Origin of the sequence: Streptomyces colwelliae, assembly GCF_048158785.1 — a bacterium.
Classification (GTDB): Bacteria; Actinomycetota; Actinomycetes; order Streptomycetales; family Streptomycetaceae; genus Streptomyces.
In genome coordinates, this window is record NZ_JBLTJC010000264.1 from 1 (window position 1) to 14,612 (window position 14,612).

Below are 14,612 nucleotides of genomic sequence, written 5' to 3' on the forward strand. Positions count from 1 at the left end.
GCCCGGAACCCCGCCCGTTCGTAGAACCGGCGGGCGCGGGCGTTGCCCCGGACCACCCACAGGAGGACGCGCTCGTGGCCGAGGGCCGTGCACTGTCGTAGCGCCTCCTGCACGAGTGCCCGTCCGGCGCCGGTGCTCACGTGGTGCGGGTCGAGGTAGAGGGCGTACAACTCGGCGTCCTCGGTGCGGAGTTCGCCGTCGCGGTACGGGCCGAGCGCGGCCCAGCCGACGATTTCGGTGCCCCGGGTCGCGACCAGGTTCACCACGCTGTCGCCGCCCTGCGCGAAGCGGGCCCGGCGGCGTTCGGCGTCGTCCCGCGCGTTGAGGGCGTCGAGGTACGGCTGCGGCATGAGGCCCCGGTACGCGAACTGCCAGCCCAGGACGCGGATCTCGGAGACGCGGTCGCAGTCGGCGAGGGTCATCGGGCGGATCTGGAGGGGCTGTTCGTCGTCCATGGCGGCACCCTAGGGATGCGCCGGCCGTGCCTGCCTCCGAATTACTCGGCTTGTCGCTCGGCTTGTTCAAGCGGCGACCTGTACGGCCGAGAATGCCCACCGCCCCCGACGGACCGACGGGGACGGTGGGCAGTACTCGGCCGTACTCGGTCGTGCTCAGCCGCGGAAGCCCAGCAGGCCGTGCAGCGTCGAACCGTGTGCCGTGCTCGTCGCCGCCTTCGCCGTGGTCAGTGGCTTCGGGTCCGGCGTCTTCTGGCACACCGCGTCGACCTCGCCGCCACTGCGCGGCACCTTGCCGTTGGTCAGATACGTCGCCAGGTACTTGTCCAGGCAGGCGTTCCCGCTCAGCGTGATGCCGTGGTTCCCGCCGCCCTGCTCGACCACGAAGCTGGAGTCCGCCAGCATCTGGTGGACCGTGGCGCCGCCCTCGTACGGAGTGGCCGCGTCGTTCGTCGCCTGGAAGAGCAGCACCGGCGGCAGCTTGCCGTTGGCGATGTTGATCGGCTGCTTCGTCCGCGTCGGCCAGAACGCGCACGGCGCGTTGTACCAGGCGTTGTTCCAGACCATGAACGGCGCCTTGTCGTAGGCCGCCCAGTTGTCCTTGCGCCACTGGTTCCAGTCGCGCGGCCAGGACGCGTCACGGCACTGCACCGAGGTGTAGACGCTGTACCCGTTGTCCCCGGAGGCGTCGATCGCGGCGAAGTTGCCGTACGCCTCGACCAGCGGATCGGCGTTCTTGTCGTTCACGTACGCCGCGAACGCCTCGGCGAGATAAGGCCAGTAGCCGTTGTAGTAGCCGCCCGGGATGAAGGTGTCCTCCAGCTCGGAGGCGCCCACCTTCCCGCCCGCCGGCTTCTTGGCCAGCGCCGCCCGCATCGCGTACCACTTGGCCTCGATCCTGGCCGGGTCCGTGCCGAGCTTGTACGTCGAGTCGTACTTGGCGATCCACGCCATGAGCGCCTGCTGGCGGTCGTTGAAGGCGTAGTCCTGCCCGAGGTTGTCGTCGTACCAGACCCCGGTGGGATCGACGATGGAGTCCAGCACCAGGCGGCGCACGCGCTCCGGGAAGAGCTTGGCGTACACCGCGCCCAGGTAGGTGCCGTACGAGTAACCGAAGTAGTTGATCTTCTTCGCGCCGAGTGCCTGCCGGATCGAGTCCATGTCCCGCACGGCGCTGATCGTGTCGATGTACGGCAGCACACTCGCGTACTTCTTGCCGCAGGCGGCCGCGAAGGCCTTCGCGCGTGTGAGGTTGGCCTTCTCCAGCGCCGGAGTGCTCGGCACCGAGTCCGGGCGCACCGGGTCGAAGTGGCCCGGCTTGCAGTCGAGGGCGGGTGTGCTCTTGCCGACGCCGCGCGGGTCGAAGCCGATGACGTCGTACTGGGACGCCACCGCCTTGGGCAGCGAGGACGCGACGAATCCCGCGAGGGTCAGTCCGCTGCCGCCGGGGCCACCGGGGTTGACCAGCAGCGGGCCCTGGTAGGTCTTCGCGGTGTGCGGGACGCGGGACAGGGCGAGCGTGATCTGCTTCCCGTGCGGGTTCGCGTGGTCGAGGGGCACCTTGAGGCTCGAACACTGGAGCGTCGGGTAGTTGGTGGTGGCGCAGGATTTCCAGGTGAGCTTCGCGGCCTGAACGGTGGTCGCGGGGTGCGCGGTGCTCGCGTCGGCGGGGAGAGCGGTGACCGTCCCGGCCACGATGACGGCGGCACCGCACAGTACGGCTGCGCGTTTTCTCATACGTCCTCCCAGGACGGAGAGGCGGCGGACAGCGGGTGTCGCGGTCCGTCCTCGCCGCATAGTCCCGAAAACCCGGGGCGGAGGAACCTGTTCAGCCGATACTTGACCCAATTGGGCCGCCGGATGCGCTCGAACGCCCTCGGACAGGTGAGAAATGCCCTCGGGCCAACACCCTCAGAGGGCGAGATGTGAGCCTTTACCGGTTCGTCGTTGAGTTTGGATGAGGCGCAGTGATCAGTGGTTCGGGGCATGGTCGATACCAGGTACCGGCCGATGGGACTCAGCGGGCGGGAGCCGGCTCGGACGACGGCCGCCACTCCCGCCTGATCAGCCCGTAGACCCACGAGTCGGAGACCTCGCCGTTGACAACGCAGTCTTCCCGCAACGTCCCCTCACGCACGAAGCCGAGCTTCTCCAGCACGCGGGCAGAAGCCACGTTGCGCGTATCGGCCTCAGCCTGGACGCGATTCAGGTCCAGCGTGTCGAATGCCCACCGCAGCAAGGCGCGCGCGGCCTCGGTCGCATAACCGTGGCCCCACGCCGCATCGTCGAAGCAGTAGCCCAGCGACGCACTGCGGAAGCCCGGATTCCACCTGTTCAGGGTGCACCAGCCGATGAACGCCCCGTCGGAGACACGATCCACGGCCAGCCGCGCCCCGGTGCCCTCCTTTTCCATCTCTCGGCAACGGGCGATGAACTTCTCGGCGCGCGCGCGTTCGGTCCACGGTGGATCGTCCCAGTAGCGCAACACGTAGGCGTTGCTCTGTAGCGCGAACAGGTCGTTCGCGTCCGCGTCTTCGAAGGCACGCAGTCGCAGGCGAGCAGTGTGCAACGAGGGGGCGGGCAGCGACATACTCATGTTCCATCCCGTGATCGGTGGCCGATCAATCAGACATCCGATGCCGGGCACTCGCAACGGGTTTCCTCGGCGGGCCGGCAGAACAACGTGAGGGGGCCGGTAGTGGGTTTGCCGGGCGGTTACGGTCGCGGCCTGGTGAACAGTCCAGGCTCGGTCTCATCGAGGATTCCGCGCCCGGTCAGGCGCTTCAGTTTGACGCGGACGTTGTTGATGTCGTTCGGCACGAGGTCCGGGTCCATCGCCTCGCACCCGTTCCTCGCCCGTAGCGGAGCGTCGGCTTCGGCGAACACGGCCATGATCTGCTGGTGGGCGGGGCCGTTCGGCAGGGCCGGAGTCGGTGTGGCCGGTGCCGGGGGCGTTTCGTCGGGCAGTTCCAGGAGCGTCTTGCGGGTGATCGTGATGTGCTCGGCGGCCTGGGCGAGTCCGTCCAGCAGCGCGGTCAGCCGCGCGATCTGCTCGTGAGCGGCCTCCGCTTCCACAGCGATCTGCCGCTCGCGGACCTCCAGACGTGCCGGCAGGGCACCGAGGGTCTGCTGTGGGCCGGCGCTTCACGCGCCGTGCCAGGACGGGGTGGAGGCGCCGGTCAGTCGACGGGTCATCACATCGCTTGTCGCCCAGTACACCCGGGACTCGGAGCTGGCCGGGCGGTCTTCGTAGTCGCGGAACAGCCCGCGGTGCAGCATCAAGATCCCGTTGGTCTGCTCGGCTCTCCAGCGGATCGGCTGCGGGACGAAGCCGTGGTCGGCCGGGTCGCGCTCGACGACCTCCACCGCGATGCCCAGGCCGGCGCCGTGGTCGACCACGGTCTTCTTGAACCCCTGTTCCACCAGCGCCTCGTCACCGTGGAGGTCCCCGCGGCGACCTTGTCCAGCAACGCGGTACCGAAGGCGTTGTCGTGCACGGAAGCGGCCGGCACCACCACGGCGATCACCAGGCCCAGCACGTCAACGGCCAGCCCCCGCTTGCGACCCGGCACCTCCTTGGCCGCGTCCCGCCCGGTCGTGGCCGCCGGTACCCCCGCGGCGGCATGCAGACTCGGAGTGTCGAGCACCACCAGGCTCGGGTCGGCCAATCGTCCCCGGCTCTCACGCACCTGCCAGCGCAGCAGGTCATGGACGACCTCGTCGGTGCCGTCGTCGCGCCATGTGTAGAAGCAGTACTTCACCGCGCCGGGCGGTGGCAGGTCGTGAGGCAGGTAGTCCCATGGGCAGCCGGTCCGGGACTGGTACAGGAGCGCGTTGACGATCTCTCGCATCTCGTAGCTGCCCTGGTGGCCGCTGACGGACGGGTGCTTCGCCTTCCATGCAGTGGTCACCGGCTCGATCAGCGCCCGGCGTTCGTCAGATAAGTCGCTCTTGTAGGGTTTACGGTCGCTCACCCCGTCACTCCAGCACGGCCCAGCCCGCCGACCGGCTGGGAGTCCCCACAGCCACACGATCAGGCGAAACCGAACCGGACATCAAGTCACGTACCGCCCTCTCAGATCAGCGAGAGCTGCGTCGGCTCGGACACCGGCTGATCCGCCGGGGCCTCGGGCTCGGGAATCCGGCGCGGCATCCCCGCGCGCGCGGGACCGATGCCGTACTCCTGCGCCAGGTCGTGGACCTGACGGGTGATCCGGCGCTGGTACCACTTCGGGGCGTACGCGCCCTCCGCGTACAGCCGCTCGTAACGGCGCACCAGATGCGGGTGGTGCTGCCCGAGCCACGCCATGAACCACTCGCGGGCACCGGGCCGCAGATGCAGCACCAGGGGAGTCACAGAGGTGGCCCCGGAGGCCGCTATCGCCCTTACGGTGGCGCGCAGTTGGGCCGGGTTGTCGCTCAGGAAGGGGATCACCGGGGCCATCAGGACCCCGACGTCGATGCCGTGCTCGGTCAGCGTGCGTACGGCGTCCAGGCGCCGCTCAGGGGAGGGTGTGCCGGGCTCCACCGTGCGCCACAGCGCGGGGTCGGTGAAGCCGACCGAGACGGAGATGCCGACGTCGGTGACCTCGGAGGCCTGCACCAGGAGGTCCAGGTCGCGCAGGATCAGCGTGCCCTTCGTCAGGATCGAGAAGGGGTTCGCGTGGTCGCGCAGGGCGCCCAGGATGCCCGGCATCAGCCGGTAGCGGCCCTCCGCGCGCTGGTAGCAGTCGACGTTCGTGCCCATCGCTATGTGCTCGCCGAGCCAGCGCCGTGAGCCGAGCTGGCGGCGCAGCAGGTCCGGCGCGTTCACCTTGACCACGATCTGCGAGTCGAAGCCGAGGCCGGTGTCGAGATCCAGATAGCTGTGCGACTTGCGGGCGAAGCAGTACACGCACGCGTGCGAGCAGCCCCGGTACGGGTTGACCGTCCACTCGAAGGGCATCCGGGAGGCCCCCGGCACCCGGTTGATGATCGAGCGGGCCCGCACCTCGTGGAAGGTGATCCCGCGGAACTCGGGTGTGTCGAAGGTGCGGCTGACCACGGCGTCCGCGCCGAACAGCGCGGCGTCGGCCGCCCGGCTGTGACCGCCGGACTCCACGGTGAGGTTCTCCCAGCGCATGACGCCTCCTAAGTAGGCCTGCCCCCCGAGTGAAACACTTGTTCGAATTACTGTGCAAGTGTCATTCCCGATCGCTTCCGACGCCTTGAGGCACCCCGATTTGGGTGGCCGTGGGCGGGGGTGGTTGGCTTGCACCGACCCCGAGAACCGATGTCCTGACTCATGTCCTGGAGGAAACCGATGGCGCAGGTCGAGGCGACTACCGAGCGGGTCGTCGCAGCCGACGCGGAGGCTGTCTTCGACGCCCTCGCCGACTACAGCGGCACGCGCGCGAAGGTGCTGCCCGAGCAGTTCAGCGAGTACGAGGTGCGCGAGGGCGGCGACGGCGAGGGCACCCTCGTCCACTGGAAGCTCCAGGCCACCAGCAAGCGCGTCCGCGACTGCCTCCTGGAGGTCACCGAGCCCACGGACGGCGAACTGGTCGAGAAGGACCGCAACTCCACGATGGTCACCACCTGGCGGGTCACCCCGGCCGGCGAAGGTAAGTCCCGCGTCGTCGTGACCAGCACGTGGAACGGCGCCGGCGGCATCGGCGGTTTCTTCGAGCGGACCTTCGCCCCCAAGGGCCTCGGCCGGATCTACGACCTGGTGCTCGACCGGCTCGCCGCCGAGGTCGAGAAGTAGGACTCAAGGGCCAAGCCGCCAGGGCGCGTTGACGCTCTGGCCGCGTCTCTCACCGGTTCGAGTGGATCTCCGTTCGGGCCGGGCGTACGCCGTAACTCGTCGCGCTTGCGCGCAGTTGTCGCCTAAAGCGGCAATTGTGTGGCAGGCGTGACGAGGGGAGCGGTACGTGGGCGGGACGATTCTGGTGCGGGACGAACCGGCCCCGGCACCCCCGGAGACACCCGCCACCGCACCCGTCGAGAAGGCCGAACTCGGCCCGCGCCGCGTGCGGTTGGTGTTCCTCGGGCTGATGCTCGCGCTGCTGCTGGCGGCCCTCGACCAGATGATCGTCGCCACCGCGCTCCCGAAGATCGTCGGCGAACTGCACGGCCTGGAGAAGATGTCCTGGGCGATCACCGCCTACCTCCTCACCTCCACGGTCGGCCTGCCGGTCTACGGCAAACTCGGCGACCTCCTCGGCCGCAAGAGCGTGTTCCAGTTCGCGATCGGCGTCTTCGTCATCGGCTCCGCGCTTTCGGGCCGCGCCCAGTCCATGGACCAACTCATCGCGTTCCGCGCGGTGCAGGGCATCGGCGCGGGCGGCCTCATGATCGGCGTGCAGGCGATCATCGCGGACATCGTGCCGCCCCGCGAGCGCGGCCGGTTCATGGGCCTGATCGGCGCCACCTTCGGACTCGCCTCCGTGGCAGGGCCGTTGCTCGGCGGCTACTTCACCGACCACCTCTCCTGGAGGTGGTGCTTCTACATCAACGTGCCCTTCGGCGTGGTGACTTTCGCCGTCGTGACCGTCGTACTGAAGCTGCCGAAGCCGACCGTCAAGGCGCGCTTCGACATCGTCGGCGCGCTGCTGCTCGCCGCCGCGTCGACGTGCCTGGTCCTGCTGACCAGTTGGGGCGGGACCGAGTACGCCTGGGGCTCGCACGTCATCCTGGGACTCGGCGCGGGAGCCGTGGCCGCCGCGGTGCTCTTCCTCGTCGCCGAGCGCTTCGCGCCCGAACCCCTCATCCCGCTGCGGCTGTTCAAGGACGCCGTCTTCAACATCACCGCCCTGGTGGGCCTGGTGATCGGGGTCGCGCTGTTCGGGGCCGCCAGCTATCTGCCGACCTTCCTACAGATGGTCGACGGAGCGAGTGCCACCGAGTCGGGACTGTTGATGCTGCCGATGATGGGCGGGATCGTCGGCGCGTCCATCATCTCCGGTCAACTCATCAGCCACACCGGCCGGTACAAGATCTACCCCCTCCTCGGCAGCGCGCTGGCCACCCTCGGCATGTGGCTGCTGTCCCGGCTCGAAGTCGACACCTCCCGGGTGCAGTACAGCGTCTGGATGGCCGTCCTCGGCGCCGGCATCGGCATGGTGATGCCCGTCCTCGTCCTCGCCGTGCAGAACTCCGTACGGCCCGCCGACCTCGGCACCGCCACCAGCGCCAACAACTATTTCCGGCAGATCGGCGGCAGCGTAGGCGCCGCCGTCTTCGGCACCCTGTTCGCCGACCGGCTCACCGACGCCCTGCGCGACCGCATCCCCGCGCGCGCGGGTGCCGGTCTGCCCGACCCCGAGTCCATCACCCCGCAGCTCGTCCACACGCTGCCCCCGGCGCTGCGCGACGGCTACATCCAGGCGTACGCCGACGCCATGCCGCGGATCTTCCTCTACCTGGTGCCGGTGCTCGCCCTCGGCCTCCTCATCGCCTTCTTCCTCAAGGAGAAACCCCTGGTGTCCCACAACGCCCCCGCCGAGACGCCCGAGGCAGCGCCCTTCAACTCGCCGATCCCGCAGGCCCTCCCCCAACCTTCGGCCGGGGGGACCCCCATCTCGCTTCGCTCGCCGTACGCGGCCGGAATCCCCGTCTGCGGCACGGTGCAGCACCCCGACGGGACCGTCGTGCCCCGGGCCGCGCTCACCCTCATCGACGTCTCCGGACAGCAGATCGGGCGCGGCGCCAGCGGCCCGGACGGGCGGTACGCGCTGTCGACGCCCGGCTCCGGGTCGTACGTCCTGATCGCGGCGGCCGGTGGGCACCAGCCGCAGGCGGTGTCCGTGACCGTCGGGGAGCGGCCCGTCGAACTGGACGTCGTCCTCGGTGGCGCAGGACGCCTCGCCGGGAGCGTGCTGACCGCGGACGGCACCCCGGTGCGGGAGGCCGCCGTGACGCTCACCAACGTGCACGGCGAGGTTGTCGCCAGCACCCGCAGCGGGCGTGAAGGCGGCTATGTCATCAGCGAGTTGGTGGCCGGCGAGTACACCCTCGCCGCCAGCGCGCCCGCGTTCCGGCCGGCCGCGCTCCCCGTCAGCGTCCAGGCGTCCCGCGAGACCCGCCAGGACGTCGAACTCGCCGGCGGCGCCGTGCTGCGCGGCACCGTCAGGGCGAGCGGCGGGCGGCCCGTCGAGGACGCGCGCGTGACGCTGCTGGACGCGGCGGGCAACGTCGTGGACACCCTCACCACGGGACCCGACGGAACGTTCCGGTTCGTCGACCTGTCCTCCGGCGAGTACACGGTGATCGCCGCCGGGTACCCGCCGGTGGCCACCGTGCTCCAAGTGGCGGGCGGGGGACGCACCGAGCGCGATCTCCAACTCGGCCACGAGGACTGACTCCTGCCCCACAGGGCGCGGAGGCGCACGCCGGTGCGATCGGGTGGAACCAATTCCAGGAATGCCACACATCGCCACCGGCCGCCCCCGTAGCGTGGTGGATGGCGGCACAGATCTTGCGGAGCCGTGGGGAGAGAGGGCCTGGGTCATGGACCGTGGCACCGAGCGGGGGACACCTCCCGGCCGCGGGGCCGGCGACGACGTGGTTGCGGAACAGACCGCGGCGGGCCGCATCCCCCTGGCCGTGATCCTCATCGACCGCGACGGCCTCGTCTCCCACTGGAGCCGGGGCGCCCGACGCCTCTTCGGCACCACCAAGGAAGAGGCGATCGGCCAGACGGCGGCAGACCTGCTCCCCGTCTCCGGCGCCCTCCCCGAGGACGAGGAGACCAGTCCCTACGGCGGGTTCACGGACTACGACGAACTCGGCCCCGACCTGGAGTCCTCCCTCGACGGACGCCTGTCCTACCCGGCGGCGGGCCGCGCCCGCCTCACCGTCCCCGAGCGAAGCGAGATGGGGGTCCCCCCGGCCGAAGGCTGGGGGAGCGAGCGCATCGACGTCCTGTGGTGGGCGTACCCCCTGGTCGGCCCCGGACAGGAGCGGCTGCTCGTGCTCGCCGCCGACGCGGGCGGCCTGGGCCAGGACCTCCCGGAGGCGGACCGCGGCTTCGAGCGCATAGCCCCGGGCTTCGCCCTGCACACGAACTTCCCCGGCGCCGACGAACTCGCCCGCAGGCTCCCCGAGATCCTGCCCAGCATGAGCGTCGACGAGAGCGCCCGCATCGTCGCGCAGATCCTCGAACTGGGCTATCCCATCCTGGAGTTCAGCCAGAACGAGCGGGTGCCGGTGACCCCCGACTGGGGCATCGCCCGGCGGGCCGAGCGCAAGGCGCGCCGCGAGCGGGCCGCCCTCGCGGTCGCCGAAGGGCTCCCGCTGCCGCAGGAGGCCGCGGACGAGGGCGAGGACCTCGAATACGTCGCCGTACGCGAGCGGTTGGAGTTCCTCAACGAGGTCAGCGGACGCATCGGCACCTCGCTCGACCTCGCGCAGACCATCGTCGAGGTCAGCAAGGCCGTCGTACCCAAGTTCACGGACGTCGCGGGGACCTACCTCCGCGAACAGGTCGTCGCCGGCGAGGGATTCCCGGACGGGGTGCCGGACACCACCACCATGTGGCACCGGGTCGCCCTGGAGCACACCGACGAACCCGGCCGCTGGGACGACGTCGTACCGGTCGGCGAGGCCATGCCGTTCCCGGCGCACACCCCGTTCTTCCAGTGCATGACCACCGGCGAACCCGTCCTCGTGCCGCGCATCAGCGAACAGATGGGGCACATGATCGCCTCGCAGTTCGAGAAGCGCGACATCCGGCCGCTGATCACCGGCCGCTCCATGCTGGTCGTCCCGCTCAAGGCCCGCAACGTCGTCCTCGGCTTCATGATCCTGCTGCGCCACCCGGAGCGCGTCGAGTTCAACGACATGGACCGCGCCACCGGCGCCGAACTCGCCGCCCGCGCGGGCCTGGTGCTCGACAACGCGCGCATGTACACCTACCAGGAGTCCGTCGCCGAGACCCTCCAGGACAGCATGCTGCCGCACATCCCGCCGCGCATGGCGGGCTGCGACATCGCCACCCGCTATCTGCCGGGCACGCTGCTCGGACGGGTCGGCGGCGACTGGTTCGACGCGGTGAAACTGCCCGGCGCCCGCACCGCGCTGGTCGTCGGCGACGTCATGGGACACGGCCTCAACTCGGCCGCCATGATGGGCCAGTTGCGCACCGCCGTGCAGACCATGGCCGCCATGGACCTCCCGCCCGCCCAACTCCTGCGCAACCTCGACGACTTGGCGCAGCGCCTCGGCGACTCGTACCTCGCGACCTGTCTGTACGTGGTCTACGACCCGATCGCGAGCGAACTCCACATCGCCAACGCGGGCCACATCCCGCCGGTGGTCGTGCGCGCCGACGACGGCCGCAGCGAGCTGCTCGACCTGCCCACCGGCGCGCCCATCGGCGTCGGCGGGGTGCCCTTCGAGGCGGTACGCGTGCGCGTGCGGCCCGGCGACCGGCTCGTGATGTGCACCGACGGTCTCGTCGAGGTGCGCGGCGAGGACATCGGCGTAGGACTCGCGACCCTCAGCGAGTCGGCCGCGCATCCGGCCGCGTCCATGGACGACGCCTGCGACACCATCATCCGCACCCTCAACACCCGCGGCGGCCGCAAGGACGACGTCGCCCTCCTGATGGCCCGCCTGAACGGCATCGAGCCCGACGACGTCGCCGAGTGGCGGCTCACCCTCGACCCCGTCGAGGCCGGCCGGGCCCGTGCGGTGGTCCGCGAGCAGCTCCACGAGTGGGGCCTCGCCAAACTCGCCGACAACGCAGCCCTGTTGGCCGGCGAGCTGGTCACCAACGCCGTACGGCACTCCCACGGCCGCCGGATCGAACTGCGCCTGGTGCGCGGCGACACGCTGCTGTGCGAGGTGGACGACGACGATCCCACCCTGCCGTCCCTGCTCGGCGCGAGCCCGGACGACGAGTTCGGCCGCGGACTGCACCTGGTCGGCGTGCTCGCCCGAGAATGGGGCGCCAGCCGTACGACCACGGGCAAGACCGTCTGGTTCGAACTCACCCTGCCGCGCCGCTGAAGCGGGCGCGATGGACGGGGCGCAAGGGGCGCACAACGGCGTACACCGGTCGAATGAGCGGTGAAGGTATGCGCCGTGTGCTTGTGAGCAGGACCGGGGCGCGATAGACCGTACTGGCCCGTCACTTATGGCGGAACGGCCTCGCATCCTGGGGAGTTGGGCATGAGCGTGACCAGTCGGTACCGGGAGGCCTGGGAAGGTTTCTGGCGCGAGGCGCCCGACGGACAAGGGGCCGTCTTCTGGGACGCGGCGGCGGCGCAGACGGTGGGGCTCCATCTCGCCCTGTTCGAGCCGAAGTTGCGCGACCCTGGCCTGGTGATGGTGGACCTCGGCTGCGGCAACGGCACCCAGACCCGCTTCCTCGCCGACCGGTTCACCCATGTCGTCGGCGCGGATCTGTCCGCCGCGGCCCTCGACCACGCCCGGCAAGCGGACCCGGCGGGGCAGGCGGCCTACCGGCTGCTGGACGCCGCCGACAAGACCGAGGTTGAGACGCTGCACGCCGAACTCGGCGACGCCAACGTCTACATGAGGGGCGTACTGCACCAGGTCGACCCCGACGACCGGCAGCCGTTGGTCGAGGGAATCGCCACGCTCATCGGCGAGCGCGGGCACGCCTTCCTCGTCGAGCTCTCCGAGGCCGCCCGTCCGATCCTCGGCGGGTTGGCCCAGGACCCGGCAGGGCCACCGCCGAAGCTCGCCCCGATCTTCCGCCACGGCATCGCCCCCGGCGAAGTGTCCGACGACGAGGTGCCGGAACTCCTGCGCGCGGCCGGCCTCACCGTCGTCGCGAGCGGCGAACTGCCGCTGATCACCACCGAGTTCACCGCGGACGGCGCCCGCATCGAGCTGCCGTCGAAGTGGGTGATCGCGAGCCGTACGACCTGAGACGGCAGGGGGAGGCGGGGCGGCTCACCGCCTCCCCCCACCCGCACTACCCGAACTGGTGCTTCAGGAACGAGCCGGACCACGCCATCAGGTCCGCGGGCACGTAGTAGCCCTTCTCGTCGTTGATCGCGTCCCAGTTCTTCGCCACGTCCTCGACCGACGCGTCGCCCTCCTCGTGCGCGTACCCCTCCGTCGAGGCCAGGAACACCCGCGCGAAGCGGCCCGCCCCGGCCGTGTAGATCTCTCCGCTGACCGGGCAGTTCTCGTGCGCGAGATAGGCCACCATCGGCGCGACGGCCGCCGACGGCATGTACGGCATGCCCTCCGCGGTCTTTGCCGGCTCCTCCTCGGGGCCGCCGCCCATCCGGGTCATCGCCGCCGGAGCGATCAGGTTGACCTTGATGTTGTGCGGCTCGCCGGCCAGTTTCGCGCTGCGGGCCATACCGACCGTGCCGGCCTTCGCGGCGGCGTAGGACAGGTTGTTGTCCATGCCGAACATGCCGCTGGAGGTGGTCAGGACGACCCGGCCGTAGCCCTGCTCGACGAAGTGCGGCCAGGCGGCTCGCATCGTGTTGAAGGAGCCGAGCAGGTGGACGGCCAAGTGCCGTTCCAGGTTGTCGAGTTCGATCTCCGGGAGGCCCGCGTACCGGATGATCCCGGCGTTGTTGACGAGGACGTCGATCCGGCCGAAGCTCCGGACCGCGGTGTCGATGATGGCCTCGCCGCCGGCCTGCGTGGACACGTCGTGGGTGTCGGCCACGGCCTCCCCGCCGGCGGCCACGATCCCGTCGACGACCTTCTGCGCGGGACCGGCGTCCGAGCCCTCGCCCTCCATCGACCCGCCCAGGTCGTTGACGACGACCTTCGCCCCGCGCTCCGCCAGCAGGCGGGCGTAGGCGCGGCCGAGGCCACGGCCCGCGCCGGTGACGACGGCGACGCGTCCTTCGAAGCCGAACTCGCTCATGGGTGACTCCAGTTGTGTGCGGGTGACAGCGTGGGTGGCTACCAGGCGACCGGCAGCGCGTGCAGGCCATAGGCGAGCGCGTCGTCCCGGCGGAAATTCAACTCGTCGAAACCGACGGCCAGTCGCAGGGTCGGGACGCGGCGGTACAACGTGCCGTAGACGACCTGGAGTTCGATGCGGGCGAGCTGCTGGCCCAGGCACTGGTGGATGCCCCAGGCGAAGGCGTGATGGTGCCGTGCCTCGCGGGAGATGTCGAACTTCTCCGGCTCGGGGAAGGCCGCCGGGTCCCAGTTGCCCGCGGGCAGCGCGACGACGATGCCCTCGCCGGCCTTGATGGTCACGCCCTCGATCTCGATGTCCTCGGAGGCGATCCGCCGCTGCCCGAGTGCCGGGATCGTCAGATAGCGCAGGATCTCCTCGACCGCGTTCGCGACGACCTTGGGGTCGTCGCTCTCGCGCAGCAGGGCCAGTTGCTCCGGGTTCCGCAGCAGCAGGGCGGTGCCCAGGGAGATCATGCTGGCGCTGGTCTCGTGGCCGGCGATCAGCAGGATCATGCACAGCATGACGGCCTCGGGCAGGGTGACCTCGCCCGCCTTGATCCGCCCGGAGAAGTCCGAGATGACGTCGTCGCTCGGCTCCTCCATCCGCTTCTGGAGCAGCCCGGCCAGATAGCTGCCCAGCGCCTCCATGGCCGCCCGGTCCTGCTCGGCGGTCTTGTCGCTGCGGGTCGCCAGCGAGGCGTGCTCCTGGAAGAACTCGTGGTCCTCGTACGGCACTCCGAGCAGCGCGCAGATCATCAGCGAGGGCAGCGGCAGGGACAGCGCGGTGTTGAGGTCCGCCGGGTTCGGGCCCGCGAGCATCTTGTCGATCAGCTCGTCGGTGAACCGCTGGATCTCCGGCCGCAGCTTCTCCATGCGGTTGCGCGTGAACGGAGCCGTCATCATGCGGCGGATCCGCGTGTGGTCGGCGCCGTCGGCGTTGAAGATGGTCAGCGGGTGGTGCGGGGAGTTCTCCGCCATGGCCTGGTTCGGGTGCGGGAACCCGGCCTGCTTGTCGTTCGAGCTCACCCGGGGGTCGGACAGGATCACGCGCTGCGCGGCGTGCCCGGTCACCAGCCACGGGGTGCTGCCGTCCCAGATCCGGCCCCGGGACACGGGCGCCGTCTCGTTCAGGGCGCGCAGTCCGGCCGGCGGGGCGAACGGGCAGGTGCGGTCCCGCGCGCCCGGGTAGTCGAAGGGCTCCGCGTCAGGGGCGGCGAGTTCCGTCTCGGCCTCGGACATGGTCATTCCTCCAGATGAGGGTGGGGGTGGGGG

Annotated in this window: 11 protein-coding genes and 1 pseudogene; 4 read left to right on the forward strand and 8 right to left on the reverse strand. The window is 70.3% G+C overall.

The genetic code is table 11. From position 1 onward, the window contains the following. The 6 genes and pseudogenes from ACNFOC_RS37825 to ACNFOC_RS37850 form a co-directional block, all read right to left on the reverse strand. Positions 1 to 455 (reverse strand): GNAT family N-acetyltransferase (locus ACNFOC_RS37825; RefSeq protein WP_416963551.1); only part of this gene is annotated, 455 nt, incomplete at its 3' end. A 156-nt stretch (positions 456 to 611) separates the two neighbouring features. Further along, complete coding sequence (locus tag ACNFOC_RS37830; protein WP_416963552.1) at positions 612 to 2,192, reverse strand: alpha/beta hydrolase; 1,581 nt, start codon at positions 2,190 to 2,192, stop codon at positions 612 to 614. A gap of 280 nt (positions 2,193 to 2,472) precedes the next feature. Further along, a complete protein-coding gene (locus tag ACNFOC_RS37835) occupies positions 2,473 to 3,045 on the reverse strand; it encodes a GNAT family N-acetyltransferase (protein ID WP_416963553.1) in 573 nt (190 codons plus the stop codon). 125 nt (positions 3,046 to 3,170) lie between these two features. Then, the gene (locus tag ACNFOC_RS37840) at positions 3,171 to 3,530 is read right to left on the reverse strand and encodes a hypothetical protein (RefSeq protein ID WP_416963554.1); all 360 of its coding nucleotides are present in this window, start codon (positions 3,528 to 3,530) and stop codon (positions 3,171 to 3,173) included. Between the two features lie 69 nt (positions 3,531 to 3,599). Next, positions 3,600 to 4,429: pseudogene (locus ACNFOC_RS37845) on the reverse strand (transposase). A 101-nt stretch (positions 4,430 to 4,530) separates the two neighbouring features. Next, positions 4,531 to 5,577: an Rv2578c family radical SAM protein gene (locus ACNFOC_RS37850; protein ID WP_416963555.1), complete on the reverse strand. Its 1,047-nt coding sequence runs from the start codon at positions 5,575 to 5,577 to the stop codon at positions 4,531 to 4,533. Positions 5,578 to 5,757: 180 nt separating this feature from the next. Between ACNFOC_RS37850 and ACNFOC_RS37855 the strand changes: the two genes are divergently transcribed. From ACNFOC_RS37855 to ACNFOC_RS37870, 4 genes are all read left to right on the forward strand, one after another. Continuing rightward, positions 5,758 to 6,201, forward strand: a complete 444-nt coding sequence (locus ACNFOC_RS37855; RefSeq protein ID WP_393758067.1) for an SRPBCC family protein — start codon at positions 5,758 to 5,760, stop codon at positions 6,199 to 6,201. A gap of 166 nt (positions 6,202 to 6,367) precedes the next feature. Further along, complete coding sequence (locus ACNFOC_RS37860) at positions 6,368 to 8,797, forward strand: MFS transporter (RefSeq protein ID WP_416963556.1); 2,430 nt, start codon at positions 6,368 to 6,370, stop codon at positions 8,795 to 8,797. A 148-nt stretch (positions 8,798 to 8,945) separates the two neighbouring features. Next, positions 8,946 to 11,447: a SpoIIE family protein phosphatase gene (locus ACNFOC_RS37865; protein WP_416963557.1), complete on the forward strand. Its 2,502-nt coding sequence runs from the start codon at positions 8,946 to 8,948 to the stop codon at positions 11,445 to 11,447. Positions 11,448 to 11,609: 162 nt separating this feature from the next. After that, positions 11,610 to 12,335, forward strand: coding sequence for a class I SAM-dependent methyltransferase (locus tag ACNFOC_RS37870; RefSeq protein ID WP_416963558.1), 726 nt, complete (start codon positions 11,610 to 11,612; stop codon positions 12,333 to 12,335). A 46-nt stretch (positions 12,336 to 12,381) separates the two neighbouring features. On the opposite strand, the gene ACNFOC_RS37875 is transcribed toward ACNFOC_RS37870, so the two are convergent. Then, a complete protein-coding gene (locus ACNFOC_RS37875) occupies positions 12,382 to 13,299 on the reverse strand; it encodes an SDR family NAD(P)-dependent oxidoreductase (RefSeq protein ID WP_416963559.1) in 918 nt (305 codons plus the stop codon). 38 nt (positions 13,300 to 13,337) lie between these two features. Continuing rightward, positions 13,338 to 14,579: a cytochrome P450 gene (locus ACNFOC_RS37880; RefSeq protein WP_416963560.1), complete on the reverse strand. Its 1,242-nt coding sequence runs from the start codon at positions 14,577 to 14,579 to the stop codon at positions 13,338 to 13,340. Between the last annotated feature and the right edge of the window lie 33 nt (positions 14,580 to 14,612).

Coding starts and splice junctions, on each gene's coding strand:
- ACNFOC_RS37830 (WP_416963552.1), bottom strand. CDS start 2,192: ATGAGAAAACGCGCAGCCGTACTGTGCGGTGCCGCCGTCATCGTGGCC.
- ACNFOC_RS37835 (WP_416963553.1), bottom strand. CDS start 3,045: ATGTCGCTGCCCGCCCCCTCGTTGCACACTGCTCGCCTGCGACTGCGT.
- ACNFOC_RS37850 (WP_416963555.1), bottom strand. CDS start 5,577: ATGCGCTGGGAGAACCTCACCGTGGAGTCCGGCGGTCACAGCCGGGCG.
- ACNFOC_RS37855 (WP_393758067.1), top strand. CDS start 5,758: ATGGCGCAGGTCGAGGCGACTACCGAGCGGGTCGTCGCAGCCGACGCG.
- ACNFOC_RS37865 (WP_416963557.1), top strand. CDS start 8,946: ATGGACCGTGGCACCGAGCGGGGGACACCTCCCGGCCGCGGGGCCGGC.
- ACNFOC_RS37870 (WP_416963558.1), top strand. CDS start 11,610: ATGAGCGTGACCAGTCGGTACCGGGAGGCCTGGGAAGGTTTCTGGCGC.
- ACNFOC_RS37875 (WP_416963559.1), bottom strand. CDS start 13,299: ATGAGCGAGTTCGGCTTCGAAGGACGCGTCGCCGTCGTCACCGGCGCG.
- ACNFOC_RS37880 (WP_416963560.1), bottom strand. CDS start 14,579: ATGTCCGAGGCCGAGACGGAACTCGCCGCCCCTGACGCGGAGCCCTTC.